This window comes from Comamonas sp. 26 (assembly GCF_002754475.1).
Taxonomy (GTDB): domain Bacteria; phylum Pseudomonadota; class Gammaproteobacteria; order Burkholderiales; family Burkholderiaceae_C; genus Comamonas.
Map to the genome: position 1 here is coordinate 913,131 of NZ_PEFL01000001.1, position 12,454 is coordinate 925,584.

General features: G+C 59.9%; 11 protein-coding genes and 1 riboswitch. Of the genes, 6 read left to right on the top strand and 5 right to left on the bottom strand.

The features are described from left to right. Positions 1-38: 38 nt before the first annotated feature. Positions 39-614 carry a hypothetical protein gene (locus tag CLU84_RS04205; protein ID WP_233209921.1) on the bottom strand — a complete coding sequence of 192 codons (576 nt, stop codon included), beginning with the start codon at positions 612-614 and terminating at the stop codon, positions 39-41. A gap of 255 nt (positions 615-869) precedes the next feature. Further along, positions 870-1,040, top strand: a riboswitch (FMN riboswitch). 89 nt (positions 1,041-1,129) lie between these two features. Here CLU84_RS04205 and CLU84_RS04210 point away from each other — a divergent pair. Together CLU84_RS04210 and CLU84_RS04215 are read left to right on the top strand one after the other, a co-directional pair. Beyond that, the gene (locus CLU84_RS04210; RefSeq protein WP_099736079.1) at positions 1,130-1,672 is read left to right on the top strand and encodes a 6,7-dimethyl-8-ribityllumazine synthase; all 543 of its coding nucleotides are present in this window, start codon (positions 1,130-1,132) and stop codon (positions 1,670-1,672) included. 242 nt (positions 1,673-1,914) lie between these two features. After that, positions 1,915-3,051, top strand: coding sequence for a branched-chain amino acid ABC transporter substrate-binding protein (locus CLU84_RS04215; RefSeq protein WP_099736080.1), 1,137 nt, complete (start codon positions 1,915-1,917; stop codon positions 3,049-3,051). A 155-nt stretch (positions 3,052-3,206) separates the two neighbouring features. Here CLU84_RS04215 and CLU84_RS04220 read toward each other — a convergent pair whose 3' ends face one another. Then, the gene (locus CLU84_RS04220) at positions 3,207-4,133 is read right to left on the bottom strand and encodes a LysR family transcriptional regulator (RefSeq protein WP_099736081.1); all 927 of its coding nucleotides are present in this window, start codon (positions 4,131-4,133) and stop codon (positions 3,207-3,209) included. Between the two features lie 108 nt (positions 4,134-4,241). Here CLU84_RS04220 and CLU84_RS04225 point away from each other — a divergent pair, with 108 nt between their 5' ends. The 3 genes from CLU84_RS04225 (at position 4,242) to CLU84_RS04235 (ending at position 7,365) form a co-directional block, all read left to right on the top strand. Then, entirely contained in the window at positions 4,242-4,901 is a 660-nt protein-coding gene (locus CLU84_RS04225) for an NAD(P)-dependent oxidoreductase (RefSeq protein WP_099736082.1), read from the top strand. A 122-nt stretch (positions 4,902-5,023) separates the two neighbouring features. Continuing rightward, complete coding sequence (locus tag CLU84_RS04230) at positions 5,024-6,244, top strand: sugar transporter (RefSeq protein ID WP_099737852.1); 1,221 nt, start codon at positions 5,024-5,026, stop codon at positions 6,242-6,244. 71 nt (positions 6,245-6,315) lie between these two features. Further along, a complete protein-coding gene (locus tag CLU84_RS04235; protein WP_099736083.1) occupies positions 6,316-7,365 on the top strand; it encodes a porin in 1,050 nt (349 codons plus the stop codon). A gap of 108 nt (positions 7,366-7,473) precedes the next feature. Here the strand turns inward: CLU84_RS04235 and CLU84_RS04240 are convergent, their stop codons facing one another. From CLU84_RS04240 to CLU84_RS04250, 3 genes are all read right to left on the bottom strand, one after another. Further along, positions 7,474-8,442, bottom strand: coding sequence for a tripartite tricarboxylate transporter substrate binding protein BugE (locus CLU84_RS04240; protein ID WP_099736084.1), 969 nt, complete (start codon positions 8,440-8,442; stop codon positions 7,474-7,476). Between the two features lie 127 nt (positions 8,443-8,569). Beyond that, a complete protein-coding gene (locus CLU84_RS04245) occupies positions 8,570-9,820 on the bottom strand; it encodes a CaiB/BaiF CoA-transferase family protein (protein WP_099736085.1) in 1,251 nt (416 codons plus the stop codon). Between the two features lie 264 nt (positions 9,821-10,084). Then, positions 10,085-11,278, bottom strand: a complete 1,194-nt coding sequence (locus CLU84_RS04250) for an acyl-CoA dehydrogenase (protein ID WP_099737853.1) — start codon at positions 11,276-11,278, stop codon at positions 10,085-10,087. Between the two features lie 193 nt (positions 11,279-11,471). On the opposite strand from CLU84_RS04250, the gene CLU84_RS04255 reads away from it, so the two are divergent. Next, a complete protein-coding gene (locus CLU84_RS04255) occupies positions 11,472-12,416 on the top strand; it encodes a LysR substrate-binding domain-containing protein (protein ID WP_099736086.1) in 945 nt (314 codons plus the stop codon). Positions 12,417-12,454: the final 38 nt, after the last annotated feature.

A 12,454-nucleotide genomic window follows, 5' to 3' on the forward strand; every position in this document is an offset into this window, starting at 1 on the left:
GGCTATCTCTGCTGCTGGATGCTGTGCTCCAGTCTTTGTTAATCCCCATCCGCCTGTTTATGGGGAGATACATGCCATTGCCGCTGCCATGCCCTGTTCGGGGTGGATTGTTCCTGATCACGCGGTCTGTTTTGCTGCTGTATCTGCTGCTGTTGCTCGCGGCGCATCCGGTCCTGATCGCGATTGTTCTGGGATTGCTGGCGCTCCCAGTCGCGGCGCTGCTGCTCTTGCTGGCGTTGTTGATCGCGTTGCTGCTGGGTGCGATCACGCTCCTGCTGACGCTGCCATTGCTCGCGATCACGCATATTCTGGGTGCGTTCACGCTCAATGTCGCGCTGGCGCTCCCAATCGCGGCGTTCGCGCTCGCGAAGCATCCAGTCGTTGCGGTTCTGGCCTTGATATACCGGATAGGCGGGGTAGGCCGGCTGGCTGTTGTAGATGGTGGTGGCGCCGTAGCTGCCGCCATAGCCTCCGCCGTAACCACCGCCGTAACCACCGCCATAGCCCGAGTCAAACTCGCCGGGCACCGCGCAGGCCGTGCACAGCGCAGCCATGGCGGCCATGGTGGCCCAGCGTGTGGAGGTGGACATCAATGCCTGCAGAGACGGTTTCATGATTGGCCTTGTGAAGTGGTCGTCAACGCGAAAGCGATGACGGGGTCTTGCTGTGTTTAACGTGTGGCTGCCAGCCGAGGTTGACTTACGGGTCGCGTACTTCAATTTGATAGCTGCTAGCGGTTTATTTGTATGCGCTTCAAGCCATTTTTTCTTGATTTCTGGAAGTGACGCAATAGTGACCCTTTTGCCAAAAGCTGCACCAAAGCGTCGCTAGAATGACTTTGCCTTGTGGTGAAACCATTCACCGCAAAGCAGCGTTCTCAGGGCGGGGTGTAATTCCCCACCGGCGGTATCTGCAGCCAGACCTATGGTCCGGACTGCAGCAGCCCGCGAGCGCCTTTGGTCTCGTCAGAGTCCACAGGGTCAGCAGATCTGGTGAGATACCAGAGCCGACGGTCATAGTCCGGATGAAAGAGATCGCGCAGCATTTGCTTTTGTTGCAGCCATCGCTGCCGCATGGGTGGGTGTCTTTGCGCACGCCCTGATTCATTGGAAATTTTGGAAATACCACCATGAATCAGACCCCTAGCACCATGAACTTTGAAACCCACGCCACTTCCGCAGGTACCCCCTGGAAGGCTACGGCGGGCCGCAGCCGCATTGCCATCATCAGCGCCAGCTGGCACACCGAAGTGGTGTACCAGGCCCGCGATGCAGCGCAGGCTGAACTGCAGGCGCAAGGCGTGCAGGCCGGCAACATCCAGCACTTCAGCGTCCCCGGTGCTTTTGAAATCCCTCTCATGGCCAAGAAGCTGGTGCAAAGCGGCCGCTTTGATGCAGTGATTGCCTGTGCGCTCATCGTCAACGGTGGCATCTACCGTCACGAGTTTGTGACAACGGCTGTGATCGACGGCCTGATGCGTGTGCAGATGGATTCTGAAGTGCCTGTGTTCTCTGCCGTGCTGACACCGCGTGACTTCCACGAGCATGGCGACCATGTGGAATTCTTCCGCCAGCACTTTGTGAAAAAGGGCGCAGAAGTGGCCCACGCCTGCCTGAACACGCTGGACCAGCACGCCAAGCTGGATGCCTTGCTGCAGGCCAAAGCCGCCTGATCTGCACTGAGATAGTGCGAGCCATGCCCAGCGGCGGGGCATGGCGTTGGCAGGAAGTGCCCCCACTTCCTGCATCCGTTTTCTTACAGTTTTTAAAGCACAGCTGGGCGGCCTTGCCGATCCCTGAAAACACTGATTGTTGTACCGGTGTAGCACTCCTTGCACCTATGTGATTGCCTCATTGCCAACTGCCTGTAACGAGGCATAAGGTAGCGCCTTGTCTCAACCGAGTGGAGTGCGCAATGAAGAATTTTGGCAAGTTGTGTATCGCGGCAGCAGTAACAGCAATGGCGGGGGGCGCCATGGCCCAGGAGCAGGTCATCAAGATCGGCCATATTGGCCCGACCTCTGGCCCTCAGGCGCACTTCGGCAAGGATGATGAAAATGGCGTGCGCATGGCCATTGAAGACCTGAACGCGAAGGGAATGGAAATTGCCGGCAAGAAGGTCAAGTTCGTACTGGTGGCAGAAGACGATGTGGCTGACCCTAAGCAGGGCACGGCGGCTTCGCAGAAACTGTGCGATGACAAGGTGGCGGGCGCTGTGGCGTTTGTGAACTCCGGTGTGGCGATCCCCTCGTCCAAGGTGTTCAATGACTGCGGTATTCCCATGATTACCGGCGCGGCGACCAACCCTGATCTGACCAAGCCTGGCTGGAACACCACCTACCGCGTGATCGCCAACGACAACGCTCTGGGCGCGGCGCTGGCCACTTATGCGGCCAAGACCCTGAAGCTCAAAAACATTGCCGTCATCGACGACCGCACGGCCTATGGTCAGGGGCTGGCCAACGTGTTCAAGAAGGATGCGGAAAAGCAGGGCATCAAGATCGTTGCCAACGAGTTCACCAACGACAAGGCCACGGACTTCATGGCCATCCTGACCTCCATCAAGGCCAAGAAGCCCGATGCCATCTTCTACGGTGGCATGTACGGACAGGCTGGTCCCATGCTGCGTCAGATGGCTCAGCTGGGTATGAATGACGTCAAGATGTTTGGCGGCGATGGCATCTGCGTGACCGAGCTGGCCAAGGTGGCCGCAGGCGCCAAGCCGCTGGACAACGTGGTCTGCGCCGACGGTGGTGCATCGCTGGCCAAGATGCCTGGCGGAACCGAGTGGAAGAAGCGCTACGACGCCAAGTACCCCGGCCAGTTCCAGGTCTACAGCCCGTACTTCTATGACGGCACCATGCTGCTGGCCGACGCCATGAAGCGCGCCAATTCCTGGGACCCCAAGGTCTATATCCCCTTCCTGCAGAAGTCGGAGTTCTCGGGTGTGACCTCCAAGATCGCTTTCGAGAAGAACGGCGAAATGAAGAACCCCAGCTACACACTGAGCCGATACGTAGCTGGCAACAAGACGCCTATCGAGCTGAAGTGACCTGAACGTTTGAGTGCATCCGGATTGGTTGCCTGATTGGGTAGTCCGGAATTTCAAAGCCTGCTGGTGCGATTGCATTGGCAGGCTTTTTTCTTGAGTGAAAACAGTTTCTTGCGCTTGTCTATACAGCGCATACAGCTATGGAATTGATAGTTTTATGTCAGAGCCGCCGTGCTCTGCACCCCATCAAGCTGGGCAAAGTATTGGCGCAGCACGTTAATGGCTTCACGTACTTTGGCGGGCAGCGTGTCGCGGCTGGCGGTGACGGCCCAGATGTCCAGTATGCCCATGTCCCAGTCGGGCAGCAGGCGCACCAGCGTGCCGTTTTTCAGGCTGGCAGCCACGTCATGGGCAGAGAGCAGGGCGATGCCCAGACCGGCTTCGCAAAACTGCTGAACAGCGCTTCTGTGGTTGCTGACCATCTTCGGAAGCACCTGCAGCCGGTACTCCTGCCCAGTGCTGTGGTGGTGCAACAGAAAGTCGGTCTGCACTTCCTCATTGCGGCTTAGCTCCAGCCAGGGCAACTGCGCCAGCTCTGCGGGGTGTTGTGGTGTGCTGCTGTGCTCTTGTAGCCATTGGGGTGATGCGCAGAGCACGGTGGCGCTGCGGCCCAGGTGGCGGGCTACCCAGTTGGAGTCTTGCAGATTGCCAAAGCGCAGTGCCAAGTCCACCCGGGCCTGAATCAGATCAATCGGCGTGTCATCCATCAGCAGGCGCAGTCGCAGTGAGGGGTGTGCGGCTAGCCATTGGCCCAGCGCAGGCGCGGCATGCTGGGTAAAGCCAGCGGGGGCGGCCAAGCGCAGCTCGCCACTGGGCAATTGCAGCTCGGCAGCCAGTTCGGCCCGCGCGCGACTGGCGGCTTCACACATGGCGGCGCACTGGGCGTAAAAGCGCTGGCCGGCGTCGGTCAGCGTTAGCTGCCGGGTCGATCGATGTAGCAGCGTTACGCCCGCATCCTGCTCCAGTTGGCGAATGTGTTGGCTGACGGCCGAGGGCGACATATCGAGCTGGCGCGCAGCTGCGCTCATGCTGTTGCGCTCGACCACGGTCGCAAAAATCGCCATACGTTTGAAATCGTCCATGCCTCTATTTTGAAGCTGTGCTTCAGGGTCATGGTGGCTGAAGGTGGTTTTTCTGCGGATTAATGCCGATTAATCTTCAGTCCTGTTGAACACACAAGGAGTTGAAAAATGAAAGTTGCATTGATTGGCGCTACGGGTTTTGTGGGTGCAGGCGTGCTGGAAGAGCTGCTGCACCGTGGTCACGAGGTGTTAGTACTGGCGCGCAAGCCCGAGGCGTTTGCCACTCGTGAACATGTGCAGGTCGTTCAGGCCGATGTACTGAACGCCGACGAGGTTCAGCGCGCTGTGGCGGGCTGCGATGCCGTACTCAGTGCCTACAACGCGGGCTGGACCAACCCCAATATCTACGACGACTTCATGAAAGGTTCGCGCGCCATTGTTCAGGGTGTGAAGGCCGCAGGCATCAAGCGCTATCTGGTGGTGGGCGGCGCGGGCAGCCTGTATGTGAATGGCCAGCAACTGGTGGATTCGCCCGACTTCCCGGCCTTCATCAAGCCCGGTGCATCGGCAGCGCGCGACATGTTGACGGAGTTGGAGAAAGAAACCGATCTGGACTGGACGCTGCTGAGCCCTGCCGTTGGCTTTCACGGTGGCTCTGCTGCTCAGCCCAAGGGCCGCACCGGCCAGTACCGCACTGGCAAGGATGAGCCCCTGATGCAGGCCGATGGCCAGCCCGGCGATATCTCGGTGCAGGACCTGGCCGTGGCTTTGGTGGATGCTCTGGACAAGAACGAGCATATCCGAGCCCGCTTTACCGTGGCGTATTGAGTAGCTGACTAGCGTATCCAACCCCGGCGTTTGCCGGGGAAAGGTCCTGCTGTCTGCGTACTGTCTTGGTGCACGCGCACAATTCTGGGTTTTGCGGCGCAGGCGCCGGCACGCTTTTTGGCATGACAGAACCTTCTACAGACCCCATTGCTTTGGCATCAACCTCAACCCGAACCCCGACCCAGGCCTGGCTCAGCGTGATTGCTCTGGCGCTGGGCGCTTTTGTTTTTAACACCAGCGAGTTTGTGCCTGTGGGCCTGCTCAGCAGCATTGGTGCCAGCTTTGACCTGCGTGTCGAGCAAGTGGGGCTGATGCTGACCATCTACGCGTGGGTGGTGGCGCTGGCGTCGCTGCCCTTCATGCTGCTGACGCGCAATGTCGAGCGGCGCAAGCTGCTCATGGGCGTGTTTGCGGTGTTTGTGGTCAGCCATCTGCTGTCGGGTGTGGCGTGGAGCTATGCCTCGCTGGTCATTAGCCGCATCGGCATTGCGCTGTCACATGCCATCTTCTGGGCCATCACTGCCTCACTGGCCGTGCGTGTGGCCCCCCCCGGTCGCAAGGCGCTGGCGCTGAGCCTGCTGGCCACAGGCACATCGATGGCCATGGTGCTGGGCATTCCTCTGGGTCGCATTGTGGGTGAATGGCTGGGCTGGCGCATGACGTTTCTGGCCATTGGCGGCGTGGCTGCCGTGGTGATGGTGACGCTGGGCAAGTTGCTGCCGCTGCTGCCCAGCGAGAACGCCGGTTCGCTCAAAAGCGTGCCCATGCTGTTCAAGCGCCCGGCGCTGGTAGGCATTTATGTGCTGCTGGTGCTGGTGATTGCCGGCCAGTTCACGGCTTATAGCTATATCGAGCCCTTTGTGCAGAACATTGCCGGTCACGCCGCAGATGTGACCACGGCCGTGTTGTTGCTGTACGGCGGCATGGGCATTGTGGGCAGTGTGCTGTTTAGCTGGCTGGGCCTGCGCTTCCCGCGTGGCTTTTTGCTGGCGGCCATTGTCGTGCTGGCGTTGAGCCTGCTGCTGCTGGCAACGAGCAGCGCACATGAGTGGAGCCTGTACCTGCAAAGCTCTATCTGGGGCATTGCCATGATCTGCTTTGCGCTGACCATGCAGTCCAAGGTGCTGAACCTGGCCCCTGATGCGACGGATGTGGCCATGTCCATGTTCTCGGGCATTTTCAACATCGGCATTGGTGGTGGCGCGCTGCTGGGCAGCATTGTCAGCCAGCAATGGGGCATGGGGTATATCGGGTTGGCGGGCGGCCTGTTGATTGGCGCGGGTGGTGCGCTGTGGTTGTTCATGATGCTGAAGCTGGCCGACAGCTTCCGACGCAAGTCTTAGCTTTGTATACAAAACTGGCCTGACTTTTGCATGGGTGGTTTGTCTCAAATTTTTAAGAGAGGAAACCATCCATGAAAGCATTTGCCGCAACCTTTACCACTATTGCCTTGGCAGCAGCCAGTCTGTCGGCCCAGGCTCAAAGCTCGGTGCAGCTCACCGGTACTGTCGATACCTACGTGGGTTCCATGAAGATGGCCGGGCAGGAGCGCGTGGCTTCGGTCGGCTCCGGTGGTCTGACCACCTCGTGGTGGGGCGTGAAGGGTGTGGAAGATCTGGGCGGCGGGCTCAAGGCCGACTTCAATATCACCAGCTTTTTCCGTGCTGATACGGGCACTCCCGGCCGCTTTGATGCCGACCCCTTTTTCTCGCGCGATGCCAATGTGGGTCTGGCTGGCAGCTTCGGTCGTGTGAGCCTGGGCCGTGGTCTGGCACCGAACTTTCTGCCCACTGTGCTGACCAACCCGTTTGGCGACTCCTTCACGCTCTCCCCTCTGGTTCTGCATGCCAATATGACGACAGCGGCATGGGGCAATGACAGCCTGACCACGGCATCCAACACGGGCTGGAGCAATCAGGTTCTGTACACCACACCCAGCTTTGGCGGTCTCAAGGCCAATGTGCATTACCAGTTCGGTGAGCAGACCAGCAGCGGCAACAAGGGCAAGAAGAATGTGGGCCTGAACCTGATGTACTTCGGCGGCCCGCTGAGTCTGACCGCTTTTTACGAGCGTGCGCAGATCAGCAATCCGGTCTCTCTGGCCGTAATGCCGACCAAGAGCAACTGGATGGTCGGCGGCAGCTATGACTTCAGCGTGGCCAAGCTCTATGCCACCTACGGTCAGGCCAAGATCAATGCGCAGAACCGTGAAAACACCACGTACTCGCTGGGTCTGGATGTACCCGTTAGCGGCACGGCAGGCACCATCAAGGCTGCTGCTGCACGCACCAAGTCAGAAGTGGGCAGTGTCAGCGGCACAAGAACCACCGTCAGCCTGGGCTATGACCATTTCTTGTCCAAGCGCACCGATGTCTACGCCGTGGCCATGTATGACCGCGTGAGCATGGACATTCCCAACAAATCCGGCACCAGCGCGGTGGTGGGTATTCGCCATCGTTTCTAAGCTGCACCAGTTTCATGCACCAGCACCTTGCTTGTGCATGAGCGGTACAAAGAAAAAAGTCCTCGCAGGCATTCACACCTGCGAGGACTTTTTTTGGGATGAAGACGCTTAGTCTTCCATCTTCAGGTTCTGCTTTTGCACCACGTTCTTGTAGACGACCAGCTCTTCGGCCATTTGCTTGGCAAAGGCGTCAGGCGTGTCGGCCATGATGATAGAGCCGCTTTCTTCAATGCGCTTTTTCACCGCAGGATCTTGCACGGCCTTGCGCACGGCGGCGTTGATCTTGTCCACCACTTCCTTGGGCAGGTTCTTGGGGCCAACGATGCCGTAGTACGCCATGCGGTTGACCTGGGGCAGACCCATTTCCTTGAAGGTGGGCACATCAGGCAGTGCAGCCAGACGCTGGGGAGCGGCGACGACGAGGGCCGTCAGGCGCTTTTCCTTGACGAAGGGCAGGGTGGATGGCAGGTTGTCAAAAATCAGCGGCACCTGGCCGGCAACCGCGTCGTTCAGCGCAGGGCCTGATCCACGGTAGGGCACGTGGGCTATGTCGGTCTTGGTTTCCAGCTTGAACATTTCCATCATCAGATGGGTGATAGAGCCTTGACCGGGCGATGCGTAAGAGTACTTGCCGGGGTTGCTCTTGACCTCAGCCAGGAAGCTCTTGTAATCCTTGCCTGCAAACTTGGGGTTGGCGGCAATGATGTTGGGCGTGGCTGCGATGTTCACGATAGGCGTGAAATCGGTGGCGACGTTGTAGGTGATCTTGGGGTTGATGGCCGGGTTGGTGGCTGTGGTGGACACGGTGGCAATGCCCAGGTTGTAGCCATCGGGCTTGGCGCGTGCCGTTTCAGCTGCGCCAATGGTGCCGCCGCCGCCGCCCTTGTTTTCCACCACAACGGACTGGCCCAGCTCACGGCTCAGAGGTTCTGCGATGACGCGGGCAATCAGGTCCGTCGTGCCGCCAGCCGCAAAAGGCACCAGCAGGCGGATTGGTTTGTTGGGGTAGGCACCTTGAGCCTGTGCTGCGCCGCAGAGCGCGAGGGTCGCCAGAACGGTGGCGGTGATTTTGAACATATCTGTCTCCTTGGAAGTGTGATGTGCAGTGCGCTTCTTTTGAAAGCTGGCTGCAGTTTTTTGGGGCTTTTGCCCTCTGTTTTTTGCTGGGTGGATCGTTCAGATCGGCAGGCTTTCAAGCCATGGCTTAAACCACGTTTTGTGCATGCAGATCAGCGATGGTTTGCTCATCCAGCCCGAACTCACGCAGCACCTCATCAGTGTGCTGGCCCAGGGCGGGTGGTGCGAGGCGGTAGGTAACCGGTGTGGCCGACAGGCGCATGGGGCTGGCAACGGTGGCAATGTGGCCAATGCCGTCGCCTGCATTGCGCGGCAAGCTTTGCTGAATGCCGCGCGCTTTGACCTGTGGATCTTCAAACGCTTCGGCAATGGTGTTGATGGGGCCGCAGGGCACGGCCTTGTCTTCCAGCAGTGCAATCCAGTCTGTGGTGCTGCGTGTCAGCATCACGGGCTTCATCAGCGCCAGCAGCTCAGTGCGGTTTTGCACGCGGGCGGTGTTGGTGGCAAAGCGCTCGTCCTGTGCCCAGTCGGCATGCTCGATGGCGGTGCAGAAGCGGGCGAACTGCCCGTCGTTGCCAATGGCCAAGAGCACATTGCCGTCCAGCGTTGGAAAGTCCTGATAGGGCGCGAGGCTGGGGTGAATATTGCCGGCGCGGCCCGGCACCTGGCCGGTACTCAGAAAGCCGGCGGCCTGATTGGCCAGCACGGCCATGCCCACATCCAGCAGCGCCATGTCGATGTACTGGCCTTCGCCCGTAGCGTGGCGCGCATTGAGCGCTGCCAGAATTGCGTTGCTGGCATACAGGCCGGTGAACACGTCGATGACCGCCACGCCCACCTTCAGCGGGCCGCCGCCGGGCTCGCCATCGGCATGGCCGGTAATGCTCATCAGACCGGTCATGGCCTGCACCATCAGGTCGTAACCGGCGCGCTCGGCATAAGGGCCGTCCTGGCCAAAGCCGGTGATGGAGCAGTAGACCAGGCGCGGGTTCAGTGCCTTCAGGCTGGCATAGTCCAGCCCGTATTGCTTGAGACCGCCGGTCTTGAAGTTCTCCACCACCACATCGGCCTCCTGCGCCATGCGCAGCAGCAGGGCGCGGCCTTCAGGGTGGCCCATGTCTACGGTGATTGAGCGTTTGTTGCGGTTGCAGGCCGTGAAGTAACTGGCCTCGCGCGTGTCGTTGCCCGCATCGTCCTTGAGGAAGGGAGGGCCCCAGTGTCGCGTATCGTCGCCCGCCACAGGGCGCTCAACCTTGACCACATCGGCACCCAGGTCGGCCAGCATCTGTGTGGCCCAGGGTCCTGCCAGCACGCGCGACAGATCGAGCACCTTGATGCCCGCCAGTGCGCCGGTGGGGGTGGAGGAGGTTGTGTTCATGCCGAGTAGCCCGATCAAGCGAAACAATGAAATAAATAGCTGCTTGCGCTTTATTTGTCTGGGCTCTGGGCTGAAAGCATTCAAAACCCAGACAAATCAAGCGGTACCAGCTCATTAATAGATAGTGAGCAGAAAGTGCTGGTGGCGGCAATCTTTGTCATTGCCCCGAGGTGAGGGCAGCAAGCAAGAGCCGCCTCGCGGCGAAGCTGCCGTCCCCCTCCCGAAGAGAGAGGGGGAAGCCGCAAAGCGGCTCAGGGGGAGCTATCAGTTCGCAAACGCTGCGATGCCGGTCTGGGCGCGACCCAGAATCAGCGCATGCACATCGTGCGTGCCTTCGTAGGTGTTGACCACTTCCAGGTTCACCAGATGGCGGGCCACGCCGAACTCGTCGGAGATGCCGTTGCCGCCCAGCATGTCGCGGGCCATGCGGGCAATGTCCAGCGACTTGCCGCAGTTGTTGCGCTTGACCAGGGACGTGATCTCGATCACGTTCTGGTGCTCGTCCTTCATGCGGCCCACGCGCAGCACGGCTTGCAGGCCCAGCGTGATTTCGGTCTGCATGTCGGCCAGCTTTTTCTGAATCAGCTGGTTGGCGGCCAGAGGGCGGCCAAACTGCTTGCGGTCCAGCGTGTACTGGCGGGCGGTGTGCCAGCAGTCTTCCGCCGCACCCAGAGCGCCCCAGGCAATGCCGAAGCGGGCGCTGTTCAGGCAGGTGAACGGGCCCTTCAGGCCGCGCACATCGGGGAAGGCGTTTTCTTCAGGGCAGAACACGTCTTCCATCACGATTTCGCCGGTGACGGAGGCACGCAGACCCACCTTGCCATGGATGGCGGGGGCGGACAGGCCCTTCATTCCCTTGTCCAGAATGAAGCCGCGGATCTGGCCCACGGTGCCGTCTTCGGCCACTTCCTTGGCCCAGACCACAAACACATCCGCCACGGGGCTGTTGGTGATCCACATCTTGTTGCCCTTGAGCTTGTAGCCACCGTCAACCTTGTAGGCGCGGGTGGACATGCTGCCGGGGTCGGAGCCGTGGTCGGGTTCGGTCAGGCCAAAGCAGCCGATGAACTCGCCCGATGCCAGCTTGGGCAGGTACTTCATCTTCTGCGCTTCGGTGCCGAATTCGTTGATGGGAACCATCACCAGCGAGGACTGGACGGAAGCCATTGAGCGATAGCCGGAGTCCACGCGTTCAATTTCGCGGGCCACCAAGCCGTAGCTCACATAGTTCAGGCCGGCGCCGCCGTACTGGGTGGGGATGGTGGGGCCCAGCAGGCCCAGCTCGCCCATCTCGCGGAAGATGGATAGATCGACCGACTCATTGCGGAACATGGCTTGCACGCGGGGCTTGAGCTTGTCCTGGCAGTAGTCGCGTGCCGCGTCGCGGATCATGCGTTCGTCTTCTGTCAGCTGTTGATCGAGCTGGAGGCAATCGTCCCACTGGTAGCCATGTGCCATGTTCATCTCCTGAATACAAAGTGTTGGTTTGCAGGCCGTCGCCTGAGTGCTTGCATACATATTAGGTTTGTGAAACAGGGCGAGGCAAACGATGAATAATCATCAATTGATGAGTAAATTGCATGTATAAAATCATTCGTCAGGGTTTCTACTTTGTTTTGATTTTTATTGATGCGCTGAAAGCATAAAACCTATGCGAAGAGTTCTTCCCTCCACCCAGGCGCTGACCTGCTTTGAATCGGCGGCCCGCCATATCAGCTATACCAAGGCGGCACAGGAGTTGTCGCTGACGCAAAGCGCTGTCTCGCGCCAGATCATTGCGCTGGAAGAGTTTGTGGGCGTGGCCCTGTTCAAGCGCACCCGCCACGGCGTGCTGCTGACCGATGCCGGCCAGCACTACGCCACGCAGGTCAGCCGCTGGCTGCAGGGGCTGGAACGCGACACCTTGGATCTGATGAGTCATCAGGGCGAGGGCGGCCCCATCAATCTGGCGGCCGTGCCCACGTTCGCCACGCGCTGGCTGTTGCCACGTCTGCCGCAGCTGGCCAGAGAGCACCCGGACATTACCGTGCACATCGATGTGCAGACCCGCCCGTTTCTGTTTGCCGACACCGTCTTCGATGCCGCTTTATTTGCCGGCACGCCCGAGCAGGTGTCGCGCTGGCCCGGCGTGCAGGCGCAGTGGCTGATGGATGAAGAGGTTGTGCCCGTGTGCAGCCCGCAACTGCTGGCCACGGCCCAGCAGCGTGACCCGGGTCGTGCCTGGCTGCCCGTGGGGGCCGAGATGATTGCCAAAATGCCATTGCTGCAGCAAAGCACGCGAGCCCACGGCTGGCGGCAATGGTTTGAAGCCATGAACGTCGATGCACCGAGGGCGCTGGATGGCATGCGGCTGGAGCTTTTTTCCATGCTGGCCGTGGCCGCCCGTGAAGGGCTGGGCGTGGCACTCATCCCGCCCATGCTCATCGAACAGGAAATTGCCCGTGGCGACCTCATCATTGCCTGCCCCCAGCCGCTGCGCGGCAACCGTGCTTACTATCTGGTCACGCCTGAGCTGGCGGCCGATGCCCAGCAAACCCCGGCTATGAGGGCGTTCAGTCAATGGTTGCAGGGCAGGGCCAAGGAAGTGCGCACCTGAGCGGGGTGCTTGCCGGGTTTGGGTTGAAAGTGAATGCT

What these genes read in the sequence shown, in the direction of transcription:
- CLU84_RS04250 (WP_099737853.1), bottom strand. Translation starts at nt 11,278, where the DNA reads ATGGCACATGGCTACCAGTGGGACGATTGCCTCCAGCTCGATCAACAG.
- CLU84_RS04225 (WP_099736082.1), top strand. Translation starts at nt 4,242, where the DNA reads ATGAAAGTTGCATTGATTGGCGCTACGGGTTTTGTGGGTGCAGGCGTG.
- CLU84_RS04210 (WP_099736079.1), top strand. Translation starts at nt 1,130, where the DNA reads ATGAATCAGACCCCTAGCACCATGAACTTTGAAACCCACGCCACTTCC.
- CLU84_RS04205 (WP_233209921.1), bottom strand. Translation starts at nt 614, where the DNA reads ATGAAACCGTCTCTGCAGGCATTGATGTCCACCTCCACACGCTGGGCC.
- CLU84_RS04245 (WP_099736085.1), bottom strand. Translation starts at nt 9,820, where the DNA reads ATGAACACAACCTCCTCCACCCCCACCGGCGCACTGGCGGGCATCAAG.
- CLU84_RS04230 (WP_099737852.1), top strand. Translation starts at nt 5,024, where the DNA reads ATGACAGAACCTTCTACAGACCCCATTGCTTTGGCATCAACCTCAACC.
- CLU84_RS04220 (WP_099736081.1), bottom strand. Translation starts at nt 4,133, where the DNA reads ATGGACGATTTCAAACGTATGGCGATTTTTGCGACCGTGGTCGAGCGC.
- CLU84_RS04240 (WP_099736084.1), bottom strand. Translation starts at nt 8,442, where the DNA reads ATGTTCAAAATCACCGCCACCGTTCTGGCGACCCTCGCGCTCTGCGGC.
- CLU84_RS04235 (WP_099736083.1), top strand. Translation starts at nt 6,316, where the DNA reads ATGAAAGCATTTGCCGCAACCTTTACCACTATTGCCTTGGCAGCAGCC.
- CLU84_RS04215 (WP_099736080.1), top strand. Translation starts at nt 1,915, where the DNA reads ATGAAGAATTTTGGCAAGTTGTGTATCGCGGCAGCAGTAACAGCAATG.
- CLU84_RS04255 (WP_099736086.1), top strand. Translation starts at nt 11,472, where the DNA reads ATGCGAAGAGTTCTTCCCTCCACCCAGGCGCTGACCTGCTTTGAATCG.